This is a genomic window from Variovorax sp. HJSM1_2, assembly GCF_049316285.1.
GTDB lineage: Bacteria > Pseudomonadota > Gammaproteobacteria > Burkholderiales > Burkholderiaceae_C > Rhodoferax_B.
In genome coordinates this window covers 265586-284011 of the sequence record NZ_JBMOXA010000004.1, presented here as the reverse complement: position 1 = coordinate 284011, position 18426 = coordinate 265586, and the positions used below count along the sequence as shown (strand labels likewise).

Sequence of the window (18426 nt, the reverse complement as noted above, 5' to 3'; positions counted from 1 at the left end):
GTGGGCGGCAGTTGCGCCAGGCGGCGCGAGCCACCGGGCACGGCGTAGGGGTGCTCGGCGTCCATGGGGCAGCGCAGGTATTGTTTCCAGCCCTCGGCCCACTTGCACATCACCGGGCGGTTTAGATCGTCGCGTTGTGAAGGGGTGGCCACGCAGGGGTCCAGCATGGGCGAAACCAGGATCTGCCCGGCCAGCGGTGGCTGTGCGCGATCGCGGGCGATCACGGCCACGGCGGCGGCGATGTTGCCACCGGCTTCTTCACCGGCCACGAACACGCGGGCGCCTTGGCCGGCGAGTTTGACGCGGTGTTTGTGCACCCATTCAAGCACCTCATAACCCACTTCCACACCTTCGGGGAAGGGGTGCACCGGCGCCAGCGGGTAGGCCAGCGACAGCACAACGGCGCCAGAGTCGGCCAGCAGACGCGCCACACAGGCGCCGTCGTCCAGCCCACCGGCGACAAACGCGCCGCCGTGGAAGTGCAGCACCACCGGGTTGCCCAAGCCGGCCGCACCGCCCACACGCGGAGAGCGCTGGCCGTACTGGCGCACCGCCACCACGCCACGGGTGGCGAGCTGGATCTGCATGTCCACCTCCGCGTGGGGCGCGGGGGAGCTTGCAGCGGCAGGGGCGGTACGGGTGTTCATGGCTTTACTTTGACTAGACGGCATAGTGGCTGGTGTGAGTAAATGTATAGGGCAGCTACTGTTAGATAAATGGCTGATTTGCCAGTTCACTGTTTCCAAACGACTAACAATCAGCCATTTTCTACGTGAGATGATCCGCGACCCTAGAAGTTGAGCGAGGGCCTGTTAACACTATGGATGGGAGCGCGAACGTGATTAAAAAGTCGCCGATCAAGGCGCTGTGTCATCAGAACTTTGGCGGCCAGGCGTCCGCCTGGCCTAGGAGCGCAACGCGGAGTGGCGGCTTTTTAAGCACGTTCCCTTCGGGTTGCGGCCCAAAGGACCAGCCGCGTCGTTGCAAAGCCTTGCCGGGGTTCACCCCGGCTGCGTTTTGCGCCTCGCCGCTGGCCCTTTGGACACGCAACGCGTCTCCCATCCATAGTGTTAACAGGCCCTAGAACCATGGACCAAATCCAGACGATGCGTGTATTTGCCCGGGTGGTCGAAGCCGGTACCTTTACCAAGGCGGCCGACTCGCTGGGCTTGCCCAAGGGCACGGTGACCAAGTTGGTACAGCACTTGGAAGCACGCCTGCGCGTGAAGCTGCTCAACCGCACAACGCGCCGCGTGACGGTGACGCCCGATGGTGCGGCTTACTTCGAGCGCACCGCACGCCTGCTGGCCGATCTGGATGAATTGGAAGCCAGCATGGCCAACGCCCAGGCCACACCCAGCGGGCGGCTGCGTGTGGACGTGGGTTCCTCGGTGGCGCGGCTGCTGATCATTCCCGCGCTGTCCACCTTCTACGACAAGTACCCCGACATCCAGCTCGACCTGGGTGTGAGCGACCGCCCGGTGGACCTGATCACTGACAACGTGGACTGCGTGATCCGGGGCGGTGAACTGTCCGAACAGTCATTGGTGGCACGGCGCATCGCCAACCTGTCGTTTTTGAGTGTGGCCACGCCTGACTACCTGCGCCGCCACGGCACTCCGCAACACCCGCTGGAGTTGGAGCAGCCCGGCCACAACCTGGTGCGTTATTTTTCGCCACGCACCGGCCGCTTGATGGGCCACGACTTTGCCAAGGACGGCGAACGCATAGAACTCAGCGGCCCCTACCGCGTGGCCGTGAACGAAAGCAATGCCTACCTGGAGGCCGCTCTGGCCGGCCTGGGTGTGGCGCAGTTGGTCACCTTCATGGCCGAGCCTTATTTAGCCAACGGCCAGTTGGTGCAGGTGTTGGCGGATTGGAAGATAGATCCTGTGCCGGTCTACGTGGTCTACCCGCCGAATCGCCACCTCAGCGCCAAGGTGCGCTCGTTTGTCGATTGGACGGCGGACCTGTTCGCCAAGCATCCGAGCATGCGGTAACCGCGACCGCTGCCCGGACCTGGTCGGACTTAATCGGCCTTGATGTTGGCCGTCTTGATGACCTTGCCGTACTTCACGAATTCGCTCTGGGTGAAGGTACCCAGTTCCTGCGGCGAGCCATAGGCGGGTTTCACAGCCAGGGCCTTGAGTTTGCTGTCCACCTCGGGCATCTGCATCACCTTGCCCAGGTCGGCGCTGAGCCTGACCAGGATCTCGGGTGGTGTCTTGGCCGGGGCGTAGAGCGCGTACCAGCCCTGCACTTCAAACGTCGGGTAGCCAGCCTCGGCAAAGGTCGGCACGTTGGGCAGATCGGGCAGGCGAGTGGGTGAGGCCACGGCAATGGCGCGCACCTTGTCGCCCTTGATCATGGGCATGGCGGCGGTGGTGGTGTCGAAGATCACCGCCAGACGGCCGCCAATCAAATCCATGGTGTGGGCGTTGCCACCCTTGTAGGGCACGTGGGTCATGTTGATGCCCGCTGACTGGTTGAACAACTCGCCCGCCAGGTGCAGCGGCGAGCCATTGCCGGCCGAGCCATACATCACTTCGCCAGGGCGCTTCTTGGCGTCGTCCACCAGCGACTTGAGCGAGGTGTAGGGCGAGTCCTTGTTCACCGTGGCGACGATGGGCGCCACACCGATCAGGCCTATGGGCGCAAAGTCTTTCAGCGCGTCATAACCTGGGTTGGGGATGAGGTGCGGGCTCACGGCGTTGCTCGCCAGGGAGCCCAGCACCAGGGTGTAGCCGTCGGCCGGGGCGCGTGCCGCCAGCGCCGCGCCTATGGTGGTGCCGGCGCCGGGGCGGTTGTCAATGATGATGGCTTGGCCCAGTGTTTCGGCCAGTTTCTGGCCCACCAGCCGGCCCACGGCATCGTTGGCACCGCCCGCAGGGTAGGGCACCACCAGGGTGATGGGTTTGCTGGGGTAGGCCTGGGCTTGGGCCAGTGTTGGCCAGGTGGACAGGCTGGCAACGGCGGCGCAGGCCAGCGCGCCGAGCACGCTGCGGCGTGGCAACGCAGAGGGGATGAAGCGGGAAATCAACATGAGCTAGGTCTCCGGGTTTTTATCGTTGTCTGGGCTGTTGAACGGGCTGCAAAACGAGAGTCTTGCAACTTCGGTCAAATTCTTTCACAATCTTCCAAAATCAATCAACAGTTATCGCTAGAAAAAAGTCGTTACTAGGTGAAAGCCCTAGGAAGACCCTCGCAAGATCTACCAAGCCTCATGACCTCATCTTCTCGTTCGCCCCAGCTCGCCATGGTTTCCTTGCTGCCCAGCCAGCGCCGTGACCGCATCGTTGACTTCCTGCGCCGGCATGGCGCCGTCACCCTGCAGCAGTTGGCGCAGGCCATGGATGCTTCGGTTTCCACACTGCGCCGCGACCTCGATGCGCTGGAGGCCGAGGGGGTGCTGGACCGTACCCACGGCGGCGCCTTGCTGCGCCAGCAGCACTACAGCACCTTCGAGCCCGACCCGGTGGCGGCGGCCGAGTTGTCGCCACGTGAAAAACGTGCCATTGGTTATGCGGCGGCCGCAGGGCTGGAGCCCGGCCAGAGCGTGATCTTCGACAGCGGCAGCACCGTGATGGAGGCCGCGCGGGCCACGCTGGAGCGGCGCATTCCGCTCGTCGCCGTGACCAACGACTTGGCCGTGGCGCAACTGTTGGGCACCAGTGCTCTGGTGCGTGTACATGTGCTGGGCGGCATGCTGCGCGCCGGCAGCAACACCTTGATGGGTGACGAGGTGCTGACCGGCGCCAAACAAATCCGCGCCGACGTGTTGCTGATGGGCGCCCACGCCGTCACCGACGGTGTGTTGTCGGAAACCGAGCCCGAAGTGGCTGCCGTGAAACGTGCGTTGATGCAGGCTGCGCATACCAGGCGGTTATTGGTCGATGCCTCCAAGTTCCGCCCACGCGCCTTCATGACGATTTGCGCGCTGGCTGAGTTCAGCGAAGTGATCACCGACAGCGGTGTGCCGCCGCTGGCCCTGGAAGGGCTGCACCAGGCGGGGGTGAAGGTGACACAGGTCTCGGTGGCATGACGCAGCACAAGGGAAGCTGGCGCATCCTGGCGGACGACTTGACGGGCGCACTCGACAGCGCCGCCATGTTTGCGGGTGTGGCGCCGGTGCCGGTATATCTGGCGCCACCAGACCAGGCTTTGGAAGCCGCTGCCTCACCCGTCCAGGCACTCGCCACCGGCACACGTGATGTACAGCACGACGCCATGGTCAGTGCGCTGCAAAGCAGCCTGCCGTGGTTCACCACACCCGGTCATGCGGCATTCAAGAAGGTCGACAGCCTGCTGCGTGGCAACAGTTTTGCCGAGGTGGCCTGGCTGCTGCGCCACGCCGGTTTTGAGGGTGTGGTGTTTGCACCGGCCTATCCGGCACAGGGTCGCTTCACGCGTGGTGGCCGGCATTGGGTGGGCACATCACAAGCGCCAAGCCCCGAGGCCAGCAGCCCTTCCTTGCTGGAGGTGTTTGCCTTGCACGGCGTGGTGGCGCGGTTGGGGCACGATCTGGCCGCAGGCGGTCAAGGCCAGGTGTTGATTCCCGACGTGAACTCCGATGCCGACCTGGCTGCGCTGGCGGCCCAGGCAGGTCAAGCCCATGCCCAGTCTTGGTTGTGGTGTGGCAGCGCGGGTTTGGCCCAGGCCTTGTCGGCGCAGACCAGGCCAGGCGCTGCGCCTGCGATTCAACCTGGCTTGACCCATGTGGTCACGGCCAGCCGCCATCCGGTATTGCGTGCGCAGTTGCAGGGCTTGGCCGCTGCCGGTATGCACTGCGCCGACCTGGCCAGCGCCGAGCCCTTGTCTGCGTCGGCCGCAGCAGACTTGCTGCGCCAGCGCACGCGGCAGCTGGTCGCCACGCTGCCCCGGCCCGACAACCTGGTGGTGGTGGGCGGCGATACCTTGCTGGCCCTGTGCCGCGCGGCGGGTGTGCAAAGTCTTTTGGCCGGCGCTGGTCCGCGCAGCGGCTGGGGCTGTGCGCGGCTGCAGGGCGGGGCGTGGCACGGCGTCACTTGTTATTCACGCTCCGGTGCCTTTGGTGCGCCGGACGATCTGTCTGCATTACTGGCCTTGCTGGCCGAGAAGGAGCCCACAACATGACCGCACCCATACGCCTGGCCCTGACCATGGGCGACCCGGCCGGTATCGGCCCCGAAATCATCGTCAAGGCCGCACACCAGATGCGTGACCTGGTGCAGCAAGGCCGCATTGAACTGCAGGTGTTCGGCAGCGCTGCGGCGCTGCAACGTGCGAGCACAGCGCTCAACCTGGGCGCGGCGCCGCTGCACATGGTGGACGTGGGCCCGGTAGACGGCGACATGCCTGTCGGCCAGGTGTCGGCTGCGGCCGGCAAGTGGTCTTATCTGGCCGTGGAGCGTGCAGTACAGATGACGCAGGCCGGCAAGATAGACGCCATCGTCACCGCGCCTTTGTGCAAAGAGGCGCTACACCTCGCGGGCTACCCGTTTGAAGGCCACACCGAGATGCTGGCGCACCTGACCGGCATGCGCGACGGTGTGATGATGTTGGCACACGGCGGCATGCGCGTGAGCCACGTGTCTACGCACTGCCCGTTGTCTGAAGTGCCCAAGCGGCTCACGCCGGTGCGCCTGCGCCGTGTGCTCGACGTGACGCTGAACGCGCTGCGCGCGCTGGGCATCAGAGAGCCGCGCATCGCCGTGGCGGGGCTGAACCCGCATGCGGGCGAGGGTGGCATCCTGGGCAAGGAAGACGGTGAAATCATCGCTCCCATCGTGGCCGAATACGCGGCCGCCGGGCATGCGGTGACCGGGCCTTGGGCGGGCGACACGGTGTTCATCAAATTGCGCGCCGGCCAGTTCGATGCGGTGGTGGCCATGTTCCACGACCAGGGCCACATTCCGGTGAAGCTGCTGGGCTTTTCCATAGATCCGGCCACCGGCGCCTGGAACGCGGTCAGCGGCGTCAACATCACCCTGGGCCTGCCGATTCTGCGCACATCGGTTGACCACGGCACGGCGTTTGACATTGCCGGCAAAGGCATCGCCAGCGCCGACAGCATGGTCGATGCGGCGCAATACGCGATGACGCTGGTGGAGGGCCTGCGCAAAACGGCCGCAGCACAGAACACACAACAAGTCCAGGAGACAACATGATCGACTTTTCAAAAGCCCTGCAATTCAGCGGCCGCCGCGTGCTGGTGACCGGCGGCGGCTCGGGCATAGGTGCGGCGGTGGCGCTGGCCTTTGGTGCCAAGGGCGCGCAGGTGGCCGTGCACTACGCGCACAACCGCGACGGTGCCGAGACTGTGGCCGCCGCCATTCGTGCGGCGGGCGGCAAGGCCATCACCCTGGGTGGTGACCTGCAAGACCGTAGCGTGGCCGATCAACTTGTGGCCAAAACGGTGGACGCGTTTGGCGGCCTGGACGTGTTGATCAACAACGCCGGCGACATGTTTGGCCGCCGCCCGCTGGAGCAGGCCAGCGACGAAGACTACGACCGCGTGATGGGCCTGAACGTACACGCCGCGTTTGCCGTGTGCCGCGCCGCTGCACCGGTGATGCGCCAGGCCGGGCGCGGCAGCATGGTCAACACCACCTCGATCGCCGCGCGCACGGGCGGTGGCGACGGTGTGGGCCTGTACGGCGCGGCCAAGGCCTTTGTGAGCACCATGACACGCGTGTTGGCACGCGAGATGGCACCGTTTGGTGTGCGTGTGAACGGTGTGGCGCCGGGCGTGATCCTCACCGACTTTCATGTGCGCAACTCCAGCGCTGCGCAACTGGAAGGCGCACGCAAGAGCATTCCCATGGGCCGGACTGGCGAGCCGGATGATTGCGTGGGCGCCTATCTATTCTTGGCCGATGACGTGTTGTCGGGTTATATGACCGGGCAGATCTTGGAAGTTAACGGCGGCCAATTGATGCCCTGAGCGGCTCTTAGAAAACCTACTTAAAACAAACCGGAGACAAGCATGAACAGCCTACCCAGCAACACCTTCAAACAAGCCCTGGCCTCGGGCCGTCCGTTGATAGGCCTGTGGTGCAACTTCGCTTTCTTGCCCACGGTGGAAGCCTTGGCCCATGCCGGCTTCGACTGGCTGCTGCTCGACATGGAGCACACACAAAGCAACCTTGACACCATCAGCACACAACTGCTGGCCCTGCGTGGCACACCGAGTGCTGCGGTGGTGCGGGTGCCGTCGAACGACATGGCCTTCATCAAGCGCCTGCTGGACGCGGGCACAACGAACCTGATGATCCCCAACATCCGCAGCGCGGCCGAGGCCGCAGAGGCGGTGTCGTACACGCGCTTCGCGCCCGAGGGGCTGCGCGGCGTGGCCGGCAGCACGCGCGGCGGTGGCTACACACGCTACAAGGACTACATGGCGCGTGCCAACGACGAGATTGCGCTGGTGCTGCAAATCGAGTCGAAAGAGGCGCTGGGCGAGCTGGACGCCATCTGCCGCGTTCCCGGAGTGGACGCGGTGTTCATAGGCCCATCAGACCTGGCCGCCAGCCTGGGCCACCGCGGCCAGCCGGGTCACCCGGTGGTGCAGGCGGCGATCAGCCAAGCGATTGCCATTGGTAAGGCCGCTGGCAAAGCCGTGGGCATCTTGACGGTGGACGGCAAGGGCCAGCCTTACCTGGAGCAGGGCGCGACCATGGTGGGTGTGGGCAGCGACCTGCATTTGCTGGTGGCTGGCGCCGATGCGCTGGCAGCGCAATACAAGAAATAAGACTCAGACTTTTATTCTTGCGGCAACTTGGTTGACACACACTGAATGCTGACCAGCCCGCTGGCGTTGTTGACCGTCTGGCAGGCCACGGCGCGGCTGCCCGACGCGTCGTGAAACCAGGCCGTGCTGGTGCTGCCGCTGGCCGATGTGCCGATCACCTGCATGGCCGGTGTTGCGCGAATTTGCGAGTTGGCCGTGGCGCTGAAGAAGAACAGCATGCTGGGCACAGCGACAGCGCTCACTGCGGCAGCGGCCATGGTGTAGAGAGATGCTTTTTGCATAGGAGGCTCCGGGGTGGCGTGTGTAATCCACACGCACCGCAGCTTACCCCCGCGCGCTTCAGCCCAGCCTCAGGCCAGTCGTAAGCCGTGGTCGACCGACAGCCTGCCAGCGCCGCGCCCGGCCAGGTACAGCATCAATGCCGCCCACGAGAGATGTGTGGGCCAGGCATCGGGGTAGACAAAGAGCTGGATGGTCAACGTCATGCCAAGCAGCGCCAGGGCTGACAGGCGTGTGAACAGACCCAACAGCAACAGCAGCGGGAAGAAGTGCTCGGCGTAGGTGGCCATATGCGCGGCGATTTCCGGTGGCACCAGCGGCAGCTTGTATTCGGAGCGAAACAGTTCGTAGGTGCCGTCGGTGATGCTCAAGATACCTTCGACCTTGGTGCGGCCCGAATAGAAAAAGATGGCGGCCACGGCCAGGCGCGTGGCCAGGGCCAGCAGGTCGTGCGATACCAGCCGGGTAAGGGTGTTGGCACAGGTGTTCCACAGGCCGCGTAGGCCTTGGGAAGAGGGCGGGAGTGGGATGGCGTTCATAAAAGCCTTTCGAGGGGGAGTGGGATGGCGCGCATCACGGCGTACTCAGCGCCCCGCTGCGCAGCAGATGCGCGAGCAGCGCCGTGAGGTCGGCTTGCGGGTCTTGGGCCAGCGCAGCGGCGGCGGCTTCGCCCAAGCTGCAACCTTGGGCGCAAGCATCTAAAAAGGCCGTGCCAGCGTTGCTCAAGGGACTGCACCACACCTTGTCTGCAGGGCGGGTGATAAGCGCGCCTTCGCTCTGCCAGGGGATGTCGCTGTTGTCGGGGTTGGCGTCGCGGTTGCGCTGCCAGATGGTGTAGACCGGCATGTCGTCAAACCAAAGCCAGCGCGCGGCGGGGTGGGGCCGCAGTGCCAGGCCTGCCAGCGCTTCGGGGGCCAGGCTGGCGAGGGCGCTGCCGTCCAGCGCCAACGCGTCGGCGGCGGTGTGGGCCTCGGTCCAAAAGCGGTCAAGACGGGCCACGCCGGGCAGGTAAGGCAGTGTGGCGGCGGGCTCAAACGCCGCCAGAAAATCGGCCAAGCCTTGGCCGTAGTCGAGCAGCCGGCTGTCTTGTGGCGGCGCAGCGGCCACCACGAACGCCGCCACCGAGCGAAACCATTCGCTGCCCACCAAGCGCACCACGCTGGGGTAGTTGGCTTCCAGTGCGTCGATGCAGCCTTTGCGCACGGTGTTGCGGTAGACGGCAAACGCCGGTTGTTGCAGCAGGGCGTTGATGGCGCTGTTGCCGGCGGCGTTGGCAGAGCCGATGGGCCCTGCCGCGTTCTGCCGCAGGGCTTGGGCGAAGCTTTGTTGAAAACTGTTCATGCGGCCACCTGCTGCGCAGAGCGCAACACACGCTCGGCCTGGCTGCGTTCATTCCATAGGTCGTCGAATGCGGGCACGTTGCCGTCACGTTCTATCAAGGTCGGGCGTGGGCCAATCTTGGCCACCAGGTCTTTGTACAGTGCCCACACTTGGGGTGCCACCGGTGTGTCGTGCGAGTCGACCAACAGCGCTTCGCCTAGCGTGGGGTCTGCTGTGTGGCCGGCGAGGTGGATTTCGCTCACCGCATGGCATGGGAAGCGCGCCAAATAGTCGCTGGCGCCAAAGCCGAGGTTGCGCGCCGAGACGTGTACGTTGTTCACGTCCAGCAGCAGGCTGCAGCCGGTACGGCGCACCAGCTCGGCTAGAAAATCGGTTTCGTCCCAGGTGTGTTGGGCGATGTGTAAGTAGTGGGATGGGTTTTCAATTGCGATGTGGCGGCCCAGCACGTTTTGTGTTTGGTCGATGTGTACGGCCATGCGTTGCAGTGCCGCAGTGGTGCGCGGGAACGGCAGCAGGTCGGGGAAGTAAACCCCTTCCCAGCGCGACCACGCCAGGTGTTCAGACACCAGCGCGGGTTGCAGCCGCTGCACCAGGTGCGCCAGCCGCTGCAGATGCGCGGTGTCGAGTGGCTCTTCACCACCCAAGGACAGCGACACACCGTGCAGTGACAAGGCGTGTTCCGCCCGCACCGCCTCCAGCCAGCGCAGGCGCGGGCCGCCGTCCACCATGTAGTTCTCGGGGTGTACCTCGAACCACAAACCGGCTGCACGGCAGCTTATGGCCGCGTCGAAATGCTGGGGCTTGAGGCTGAGGCCGGTGCTGAGTTCAGGCGACATGGTGATGCAGTCTTGGCGTGGTGGGCGGGGCAGAGTGGAACCCGTTGCGGCTGACCTCAGGACTTCATCGGGGTCAGGCTGCCCATGCCCTTGGGGGTCTTGATGGTGGTGCAGGTGCCGGCGGGCACGTTCTTCCAGGCGTTGGCCTGGTAGTCCATCTTGGCGGTGCCGGCGCAGGTGGTGCCGGGGCCGGCGGCGCAGTCGTTTTTGCCGGCCATGGACACGCCGTAGCATTTTTCAACTTTGGCCATGTTGTCGGCCATGGGTTTGGTGTCTTGGGCCATGGCGGCACCGGCGGCGAGGGCGGTCAGGGCAATGGCGGAAAGGGCGATTTGGCGTGCGATCATGTGAATACTCCGGTTGGTTGAGGTCGATGACAGGCAACATGCGCCGTCGTTCTTAGTTCTTCCAAAATCGCTGGCGGGTTACACGCCGCATAAAAATATCTGAAAAAACTTTTTTTCATCGACGCTGTAACTTTTGCGATACCCGCCACGAACTCCTCTGTGAAGACCCATGGACCCAAGCCACACCGAGACGAAGCTGCGCAGCCTTTTCATCCAGGGGCTTAATGGCGACGGCGCGGCCTACCAGGCTTGTCTGCGGCAACTCAGCAGCCATTTGCGGGCGTTTCTGGGCAGGCGACTGTTTGGATGGCCCGATGAGGTGGAAGACCTCGTCCAGGAATGTTTGATCGCCATGCACAACCAGCGCCACACCTACCAAGCCGATCAGCCACTCACGGCCTGGGTGCATGCGATTGCGCGCTACAAAATGATCGACTTGCTGCGCGCCAAAGGGGCACACGAGGCGCTGCACGAGCCGCTTGAAGACGACCTGGAGATCTTTGCCGATTCGGCCACCGAGGCCAGCGACGCGCAGCGCGACATCCAGGGACTGCTGGAAACGCTGCCCGACAAACAACGCCTGCCCATCCTGCACGTCAAGCTGCAAGGTTTGTCGGTGGTGGAAGCCGCAGCCAAAACCGGCTTGTCGGAATCTGCCGTCAAGGTGGGCATTCACCGTGGGCTCAAAGCCCTGGCATTGAAGTTAAAGGGCTCGTCCAAATGAAAACCGATGATGTGATCGCCATGCTGGCAAGCCATGTGACGCCCGTGCCGCGCCAGGCAGCGCTACGCCATGTGCTGGCGGCGCTGGCGGTGGGGCTGGTGCTGTCGGTGGTGTGGATGCTGGCAGAGTACGGCGTGCGCAAAGACATTGTGCAGGCCATGAGCTTGCCCATGTTCTGGGTGAAGCTGGCCTTTCCCGTGTGTGTGGCGCTGGCCGGCTTTGTGCTGGTGTACCGCTTGTCGCGCCCCGGCGTGGCCGTGCGCAAGGCTTGGCTGGGCGTGGTGTTGCCCGTGGCGGCGTTGTGGGTGTTGGCGCTGTGGGTGTTGGTACAAGCGCCAGCGCCCGAGCGGGCCAGCCTGGTCCTAGGGCAAACCTGGGCCACCTGCGCTTTGAGCATTGTGACGATGGCACTGCCGGTGTTTGTGGCCACGTTGGTGGCACTGAAACAGTTGGCCCCCACGCGGCCAGCGCTTGCGGGTGCCGCCGCCGGTGTGCTGGCAGCGGGCACGGGGGCTGCCGTGTATGCCTTGCATTGCCCCGAGTTGGCGGCGCCGTTTTTGGCGATTTGGTACGTGCTGGGCATGGCCGTGTTGCCGCTGCTGGGGGCTTGCCTCGGGCCGCGTTTGCTGCGCTGGTGATGGGCGCGCAGCTTGCCGCCTCACGCGAGAGCGTGTGACCAGTCTTTGAACTGCGCCGTTTGGTTGCGCCCGGAGGCCTTGGCGTCGTAGAGCGCGCGGTCGGCACGGGCCACCAGGGTGCTGGGGTTGGCATCAGCCCGCGGCACCAACGCGCTCACGCCAATGCTCACCGTGATGGGGCGTTTCGGCCACGGCGCTTTCTCGACGGCGAGGCGCAAGCGCTCGGCCGCCAGTAAGGCCGCGTTCATGTCCAGCTCGGGCAGGATCATGGCAAACTCTTCGCCGCCATAACGCGCGCAAAAGTCTTCGGTGCGCAGGGGCTGGCTCAGGATACGCGCGGTGCTGGTCAAGGCCACGTCGCCCGCCGGGTGGCCAAAACTGTCGTTGAACGATTTGAACAAATCCACGTCCAGCATCAACAGGGCCAAGGGTGCCAGGCGCCGCAGGTGTTTGCTCCACTCTTCCTGCAGCCGCAGGTCGAATGCGCGCCGGTTCCAGATGCCGGTGAGCGCGTCGGTGCTGCTCTGGTGCGCCAACTGCGAAGCCAGCTTGCGCAGGTTCATATAGGCCATCACCTGGCGTGACAGCGCTTGCATGGCTTCGCACTGCGTGGGCGTGAGTTCGCGCGCTTGCTGGTCGATCACACACAAGGTGCCCATGGCGGTGCCGTCGTCAGCCAGCAATGGGGCACCAGCGTAGAAGCGGATTTTCAGGCCATCGGTGACCAGCGGGTTTTGGCTGAAGCGGCTGTCTTTGGCGGCGTCTGGGATCTCCATCAACTCGTCCGGGCGCAGTATGGCCCGGGCGCAGAAAGACGCGTCGCGCGGGGTTTGCGCCACATCCACACCAATACGCGCCTTGAACCACTGGCGGTCGGCATCCACCAGCGACACCAGGGCCACCGGCGTGTTGCACACGGCCGCCGCGATGCTGGCCAGGTCGTTGAAGGCCGCCTCGTCGCCGGTGTCTAGGATTTGGTATTCGCGCAGCGTGCTCAACCGCTGGGCTTCGTTGAAGGGGCGCGGAACCCCTGTGGGCGCCGCCTGGCCGGTGGGCAGGGAGGTGGTGGCTTGCATGGTGTCCGGCTCCTCCTGCGCAGCCTTGTCGCAGGCTGTTGACACAACAGCCTGGCGGCCTTGGCACGTTTGCGCATAATCAACCGACCCCTGATCAGAGTCGTGTGTGGATGATGCCACCGCCTGCTGATTTGGTCGAATTTATGTAGAGGAACAGGGCAGACATGAGGCAACGAGTTTGAACCACAAGAGCCACAAGCTGGACCAGATCTGGATGGCGCAGGCTGTGCAGCATCTGGAAGCGCAAGGCCCGCTGAACGACGGCCCGGTGTTGCAAGCGGTGTTGGCCGAGAGCCCCGACCGAGAAACGCGCCTGCTGGCGCGCGCCTGGTCGCTCGGCCAAGCGCAGGGACTGGAGCGCCAGATGCAGCATTTGCGCGACCTGGCGCTGCTGATGGCGCTGGGCCTGGTGGTGCTGGTGCTGGCCTTGGCCTGGGGCACGGCGCGCGCCACGCTAGGAAGTGGTAGCACCATCAACGTGGCAGCCGCATGGGCCTCGTTGTTGGGCCTGCATTTTGTGACTTTGCTGCTGTGGTGCCTGGGCTTGGTGTTGCCGTGGCCGGCTTCGGGCGCGTTGCTGGGGCGCTTGTGGCTGGCGCTGGTCACGCGTTTGCCCTGGGGGCGCGGCCCTGAGCCCGGCAACAGCGCAAGCCTGGCGTACGCCGGGCGCGACCTGCTGCAGCGCGAGCGGCTGCTGCCGTGGCTGCTGGGCCTGGTGAGCCACGGCGTGTGGACCTTGTCGTTTGTGGTGATGCTGGTGGTGCTGGGCTTTGCGTTTTCGTTCCAGGCGTTTCGGCTTACCTGGGAGAGCACCATTCTCAGCCCGCAGTTTTTTGTCGATTTTGTGCAGGCCAGCGGCTGGTTGCCGGGTTTGCTGGGCGTGCCGGTGCCGGACGTGGCCTCGGTGGCCCAGCCCAACGCTGCGCTGGCCGACCAGCGTGCCTGGGCGTTGTGGCTGATGGGCTGTGTGCTGGTCTATGGCCTGCTGCCGCGTGCCCTGTTGGCGCTGTGCTGTTGGGCGGTGTGGCGCAGGCGTTTGCGCGGCTTGCGGCTAGACACTTCAGAACCCTATTTCCGCAAAATTCTGGCCCGTATCGAAGCCCTGCAGCCGGTGGCTGTGCTGGACGAAGAACACGCTTGGGCAGCAGCCGCTGCTGCGCCCGGCCAACGCGCGCCGGCAGATGCCACGGCCTGCGCCATCGTGGGTTTTGAGTTGCCGCCCGAGCTGGCGTGGGCGCCGCCAAAGCCCTTGCCCAATGCCTGGCAACACCGGCTGGCGGGCAGTGGCAGCGAGCGGCAAGCGGTCTTGGCCAGCTTGCACCAGCGCCGCCCCGCAGCCTTGTTGCTGGTGTGCCATGGCGCCTCGTCGCCCGACCGTGGCACCGAGCGTTTTGTGCGCGTCTGTGCGGCGCAAGCCGGGGCCTGCAGCATTCTGCTGGTGGCGGCCGAGGGCGCTGTGCCACAAGCCGCCCACGTTGCGCGTTGGGCTGATTGGTTGAGTCGCAGCGGCCTGGAAAAAGAAGGTGTTGGCTTGTGCACCGATGGCGCTGCCGCCGAGCAGTGGCTGGCCTTGCAAACCGGGCATGCGGCATGACGGCAGGTAGCGCTTCATCGGCTCAGCGCCCCATCCAGATCGCCGTGGTGGGGCATACCAACGCAGGCAAAACCTCGCTGGTGCGCACGCTTATTCGCCAGGCCGGTTTTGGCGAGGTGTCGGACCGGCCGGGCACCACACGCCATGTGGAGCGTATTGCCCTGGTGGTCGATGGCATGGAGGCCGTGTGGTTCTACGACACACCCGGCCTGGAAGACGCGGTGGGCCTGCTCGACTACCTTGAATCCTTGGACCCTGAGCTCACGCGCCTGGGGCGTGTGCAGGCTTTTCTGGCCGGACCTGAAGCGACGCGCAGCTTCGAGCAGGAAGCCAAGGTGTTACGCACTTTGGCCGAGATGGATGCGGCACTGGTGGTGATAGACAGCCGCGAGCCGGTGTTGCCCAAGTTCCGCTGCGAGCTGGAGATTTTGGCGGCCTGCGCCAAACCCTTGATGCCGGTGCTGAACTTCGTGCGCGACCCAGCCAGCCGCGAGGCCGAGTGGCAGGCGTTGTTGTCGGCCACGGGCCTGCATGCGCAGGTACGCTTTGATGCTGTGGCGCCGTTTGTCGGGTCGCAGCAGCATCTGTACCAGGACCTGGGCACGCTGCTGCCGCGCCTGCGCGCGCCGTTGTTGCAAGTGGTGGCCTACCTGGACCGCGAGGCACAGGAGCGCGCCAGCGCGGCATACCGTGTGGTGGCCGACACCCTGGTCAACCTGGCTGCGCTGCGCCGCGACATCGACACCGAAGCTTTTGCCGATGCCGCGCAGCGCAAGGCTTTTGTGCTGGCTTTTCAGCAGCTGGCGCGCGAGCGGGTACGTGCCGGGACGCAGGAGTTGCTGCAGGTCTATGGCTTTCGCGCCGACGAGGCGGAACTGGCCGATCTGCCCTGGCTCGATGGCCGCTGGGAGAGTGACCTGTTCAACCCCGAGACCTTGCGCCAGGCCGGCAAACGCCTGGGCCAAGGGGCGACCATAGGCGCGTCGATTGGTGTTGTCGCCGACCTGGCGGTGGGCGGCATCTCGCTGGGTGCCGGGGCTGCGCTGGGTGGGCTGCTCGGGGGCATGCTGACCCAGGGCTGGAGCCAGTTTGGCCGCCGCTTGTGGAACCAGGCTCGCGGTGTACAAGCCTTGAGTGTGGAAAACGAGTTGCTGCTGTTGGCCGCCGAGGGTTTTCTGGAGCTGATCGCGGCGCTGGAGCAACGTGGCCATGCGGCACAAGACAAGCTGCAGATTGCGCCAACGGCGCCAACCTCGGCCAGCGCGCCCGGCTCTGCGTTCGAGCCGCTGGCCGCGCCGTCACCTGGCCCGCGGTCGTCAGCCGCCGCGCAGCAAGGCTTGCGCGCCTGTGTGCGGGCACTGGAGCCCGCGCGCAGCCACGACAGTTGGTCGCGTCGGCCCGGCCGGGGGGCTTCCTCGTCCTCTGCTGCCCGGGCCGCGCTGGTGGCCGAGGTGGCGGGCTTGCTGGCAGCGCAACGCGGCCCTCAATAGATGAGGAACAGGCTCTTAGCCTTTTGCGCCCGGTGCCGTGGGTTGGCCGTGGCGGCGGCTTGCGGCGGCCGCGGTTGCCATATCGTCACACTGCCGTAACCATGCGCGTTATCCTCAACACTGTCGTTCCGGTCCTGCACCGCAGTACCGAGGTTTGCGCCAACCGATGCCTGTCTAGAGAAAGATCTGCCACATGGCTTCCAGCCTGCTTGCCCTGCTTGACGATATTGCCACCGTACTCGACGACGTTTCGGTGCTTACCAAGGTCGCGGCCAAGAAGACCGCCGGTGTGCTGGGCGACGACCTTGCGTTGAATGCCCAGCAAGTCTCGGGTGTGACCGCTGACCGCGAGTTGCCTGTGGTCTGGGCCGTGGCGCGAGGCTCGTTTGTCAACAAGCTGATCCTGGTACCCGCGGCGCTGTTGATCAGTGCTTTTGCGCCCTGGGCGGTCACGCCCTTGCTGATGATTGGCGGCGCCTTTCTGTGTTACGAGGGTTTTGAAAAACTCGCGCACAAGTTTTTGCACAGCCCGGAAGAAGTGGTCGAGGCCCAGGTGTCCCAGATCGAGGCGCTGGTCGATGGTGAGGTCGACCTCGTGACGCTGGAAAAAGACAAGATCAAAGGGGCGGTGCGCACCGACTTTGTGTTGTCCGCCGAAATCATCGCCATCACCTTGGGCACCGTGCAGCAAAGCCCTTTCAGCACCCAGGTCATGGTGCTCAGCGGGATCGCCCTGGTAATGACCGTGGGGGTGTATGGCCTGGTGGCGGGTATTGTCAAACTCGATGATGGTGGCCTGTACCTGTCGCAGCGCCCCGGCCAGGGCGGCGCAGCGGCGTTGCAGCGCAGCCTGGGACGCGGCATTCTGCGTGCGGCACCGTGGCTGATGAAGGCCTTGTCGGTGGCGGGCACGGCGGCCATGTTCCTGGTCGGCGGCGGCATACTGACCCATGGGGTGCCGGCGCTGCACCACGCGGTTGAAGAATTGGCCATGGCCATGGGTGAATGGCCCGGTGTGGGCAGCGTGGCCTCCTGGTTGGCAGCGCCCCTGGCGAATGCGGCCATTGGCATTGTGGCCGGTGGCCTGGTCTTGGCCGCGGTCAGCGGGGTGCAGCGTTTACGCGGGCGCTGAAGGATTGCTCCTGAGATCAAAAATTGCAAAAGAAATTGGCCGATTGAGCTTTCTGGGTAGGCTTCAGTAGCTTCTATTTTGATAGCTTTTGTCGACGCTGCAACAGCCGCAGACAAGGGCTACCAGAGGCGGCCAGAAAGGCGCAAGATAGCGCTGCAGCCACCTGCTGCAACAACCTCGAGGAACAGACGATCATGAAATACCTGGTTTCTTTGACACTCGCCTGCGCTGCCCTGACCGGTGTCACCGGTTGCGGCACCACCTCCGCGCCCATGGCCGACAGCTCGACGGCTACCGTGCGCAACGGCATTTTGGTGGGCCCCAGCGGCATGACGCTCTACACCCTGGACCGAGATGTGGCCAACAGTGGCAAGTCGGTCTGCAACGGCACCTGCGCCACCAACTGGCCGCCGTTGATCGCCAAGGCCAATGCCGCAGCCATAGGCGACTACTCCGTCGTCACGCGCGACGACGGCCAGAAACAATGGGCTTCCAAGGGCAAGCCGCTGTATTACTGGGCTAAAGACGCCAAGGTCGGCGACACCACCGGCGATGGTGTGCAAGGCGTCTGGCACGTCGCCAAGCCCTGACTTTTGGCCGTACGGTCATTGGCAGCCACGCCGCACGCAGCGGCGCGTGAAAGCCTACACTCCACGGCCTTTTCAACTTTGGGCTGTTCGGTATCAGGGCAGCAGCCCGTGGAGTCTGTCATGTCGTTTTCTATTCATACCGCTTCCGTTCCCGTGTTCAAGCAAATGCTTGGTGCCCTGAGCGCCGTGCTGCAGAAGGCCGAAACCTACGCCGCCGAGCGCAAGTTTGAACCCAGCGCCTTGCTGCAGGCGCGCCTCTACCCCGACATGTTCCCGCTGGTGCGCCAGGTGCAGATCGCCAGCGACTTTGCCAAGAGTGTGTCGGCGCGTCTGGCTGGCATTGAGCCACCGGCTTACGACGACACCGAGCAGAGTTTTGCCGAATTGCAGGCGCGCATCGCCAAGGTGCTGCAATTCATCGACAGCCTGCCCGCTGCCGATATCGACGCTGGCGCCACGCGCGACATCGTGCTGCAAGCCGGCACACCACGCGAGAAGAAGTTCGTCGGCCAGGCCTACCTGCTGCACTACGGCCTGCCGCACTTCTACTTCCACGTGACCACGGCCTACGACATCCTGCGCCACAACGGCCTGGCCGTGGGCAAGAAGGATTTCATCGGCACGTATTGAGCCGTCTTTGCCGACAGAGA

Annotated in this window: 21 protein-coding genes; 13 read left to right on the top strand and 8 right to left on the bottom strand. The window is 64.7% G+C overall.

Annotated elements, in window-relative coordinates; all coding sequences use genetic code 11:
• On the bottom strand, positions 1-647 hold a 647-nt coding region (locus ACFQ95_RS06840; RefSeq protein WP_422830089.1), incomplete at its 3' end, for an alpha/beta hydrolase fold domain-containing protein.
• Positions 648-1088: 441 nt separating this feature from the next.
• On the opposite strand from ACFQ95_RS06840, the gene ACFQ95_RS06835 reads away from it, so the two are divergent.
• A complete protein-coding gene (locus ACFQ95_RS06835) occupies positions 1089-2000 on the top strand; it encodes a LysR family transcriptional regulator (RefSeq protein WP_422830088.1) in 912 nt (303 codons plus the stop codon).
• Positions 2001-2029: 29 nt separating this feature from the next.
• Here the strand turns inward: ACFQ95_RS06835 and ACFQ95_RS06830 are convergent, their stop codons facing one another.
• Positions 2030-3043, bottom strand: a complete 1014-nt coding sequence (locus ACFQ95_RS06830; protein ID WP_422830087.1) for a Bug family tripartite tricarboxylate transporter substrate binding protein — start codon at positions 3041-3043, stop codon at positions 2030-2032.
• A 180-nt stretch (positions 3044-3223) separates the two neighbouring features.
• Between ACFQ95_RS06830 and ACFQ95_RS06825 the strand changes: the two genes are divergently transcribed.
• The 5 genes from ACFQ95_RS06825 to ACFQ95_RS06805 are packed head-to-tail and all read left to right on the top strand — an operon-like array spanning position 3224 to position 7729.
• Positions 3224-4042 (top strand): DeoR/GlpR family DNA-binding transcription regulator, encoded by an 819-nt coding sequence (locus tag ACFQ95_RS06825; protein WP_422830086.1) that lies wholly within the window; start codon positions 3224-3226, stop codon positions 4040-4042.
• Complete coding sequence (locus ACFQ95_RS06820) at positions 4039-5112, top strand: four-carbon acid sugar kinase family protein (protein ID WP_422830085.1); 1074 nt, start codon at positions 4039-4041, stop codon at positions 5110-5112. Before ACFQ95_RS06825 ends, ACFQ95_RS06820 begins: the two co-directional genes overlap by 4 nt.
• Positions 5109-6146: a 4-hydroxythreonine-4-phosphate dehydrogenase PdxA gene (pdxA, locus tag ACFQ95_RS06815; RefSeq protein WP_422830084.1), complete on the top strand. Its 1038-nt coding sequence runs from the start codon at positions 5109-5111 to the stop codon at positions 6144-6146. Before ACFQ95_RS06820 ends, pdxA begins: the two co-directional genes overlap by 4 nt.
• Positions 6143-6922 (top strand): SDR family NAD(P)-dependent oxidoreductase, encoded by a 780-nt coding sequence (locus ACFQ95_RS06810; protein WP_422830083.1) that lies wholly within the window; start codon positions 6143-6145, stop codon positions 6920-6922. The genes pdxA and ACFQ95_RS06810 overlap by 4 nt, the downstream gene beginning before the upstream one ends.
• Positions 6923-6964: 42 nt before the next feature.
• The gene (locus ACFQ95_RS06805) at positions 6965-7729 is read left to right on the top strand and encodes an HpcH/HpaI aldolase family protein (protein ID WP_422830082.1); all 765 of its coding nucleotides are present in this window, start codon (positions 6965-6967) and stop codon (positions 7727-7729) included.
• Positions 7730-7740: 11 nt separating this feature from the next.
• Here the strand turns inward: ACFQ95_RS06805 and ACFQ95_RS06800 are convergent, their stop codons facing one another.
• The 5 genes from ACFQ95_RS06800 to ACFQ95_RS06780 all read right to left on the bottom strand — a co-directional run bounded on the left by ACFQ95_RS06800 (position 7741) and on the right by ACFQ95_RS06780 (position 10532).
• Entirely contained in the window at positions 7741-8010 is a 270-nt protein-coding gene (locus tag ACFQ95_RS06800) for a hypothetical protein (protein ID WP_422830081.1), read from the bottom strand.
• A gap of 69 nt (positions 8011-8079) precedes the next feature.
• Entirely contained in the window at positions 8080-8547 is a 468-nt protein-coding gene (locus ACFQ95_RS06795; protein ID WP_422830080.1) for a DoxX family protein, read from the bottom strand.
• A gap of 34 nt (positions 8548-8581) precedes the next feature.
• Positions 8582-9349, bottom strand: coding sequence for a putative DNA-binding domain-containing protein (locus ACFQ95_RS06790; protein ID WP_422830079.1), 768 nt, complete (start codon positions 9347-9349; stop codon positions 8582-8584).
• The gene (locus tag ACFQ95_RS06785; RefSeq protein ID WP_422830078.1) at positions 9346-10185 is read right to left on the bottom strand and encodes a DUF692 domain-containing protein; all 840 of its coding nucleotides are present in this window, start codon (positions 10183-10185) and stop codon (positions 9346-9348) included. Before ACFQ95_RS06785 ends, ACFQ95_RS06790 begins: the two co-directional genes overlap by 4 nt.
• A gap of 56 nt (positions 10186-10241) precedes the next feature.
• Entirely contained in the window at positions 10242-10532 is a 291-nt protein-coding gene (locus ACFQ95_RS06780; RefSeq protein WP_422830077.1) for a DUF2282 domain-containing protein, read from the bottom strand.
• Between the two features lie 169 nt (positions 10533-10701).
• On the opposite strand from ACFQ95_RS06780, the gene ACFQ95_RS06775 reads away from it, so the two are divergent.
• Together ACFQ95_RS06775 and ACFQ95_RS06770 are read left to right on the top strand one after the other, a co-directional pair.
• Complete coding sequence (locus tag ACFQ95_RS06775) at positions 10702-11256, top strand: sigma-70 family RNA polymerase sigma factor (RefSeq protein WP_422830076.1); 555 nt, start codon at positions 10702-10704, stop codon at positions 11254-11256.
• A complete protein-coding gene (locus ACFQ95_RS06770; RefSeq protein ID WP_422830075.1) occupies positions 11253-11894 on the top strand; it encodes an NrsF family protein in 642 nt (213 codons plus the stop codon). Before ACFQ95_RS06775 ends, ACFQ95_RS06770 begins: the two co-directional genes overlap by 4 nt.
• 20 nt (positions 11895-11914) lie before the next feature.
• Here the strand turns inward: ACFQ95_RS06770 and ACFQ95_RS06765 are convergent, their stop codons facing one another.
• Complete coding sequence (locus tag ACFQ95_RS06765; protein WP_422830074.1) at positions 11915-12970, bottom strand: GGDEF domain-containing protein; 1056 nt, start codon at positions 12968-12970, stop codon at positions 11915-11917.
• A 178-nt stretch (positions 12971-13148) separates the two neighbouring features.
• On the opposite strand from ACFQ95_RS06765, the gene ACFQ95_RS06760 reads away from it, so the two are divergent.
• The 5 genes from ACFQ95_RS06760 (at position 13149) to ACFQ95_RS06740 (ending at position 18406) form a co-directional block, all read left to right on the top strand.
• Entirely contained in the window at positions 13149-14564 is a 1416-nt protein-coding gene (locus ACFQ95_RS06760) for a DUF2868 domain-containing protein (RefSeq protein ID WP_422830073.1), read from the top strand.
• Entirely contained in the window at positions 14561-16054 is a 1494-nt protein-coding gene (locus ACFQ95_RS06755) for a GTPase/DUF3482 domain-containing protein (protein WP_422830072.1), read from the top strand. Before ACFQ95_RS06760 ends, ACFQ95_RS06755 begins: the two co-directional genes overlap by 4 nt.
• A 193-nt stretch (positions 16055-16247) precedes the next feature.
• A complete protein-coding gene (locus ACFQ95_RS06750) occupies positions 16248-17186 on the top strand; it encodes a DUF808 domain-containing protein (RefSeq protein ID WP_422830071.1) in 939 nt (312 codons plus the stop codon).
• Positions 17187-17380: 194 nt separating this feature from the next.
• The gene (locus ACFQ95_RS06745; protein WP_422830070.1) at positions 17381-17776 is read left to right on the top strand and encodes a hypothetical protein; all 396 of its coding nucleotides are present in this window, start codon (positions 17381-17383) and stop codon (positions 17774-17776) included.
• Between the two features lie 120 nt (positions 17777-17896).
• Positions 17897-18406, top strand: a complete 510-nt coding sequence (locus ACFQ95_RS06740; RefSeq protein WP_422830069.1) for a DUF1993 domain-containing protein — start codon at positions 17897-17899, stop codon at positions 18404-18406.
• Positions 18407-18426 lie beyond the last annotated feature (20 nt).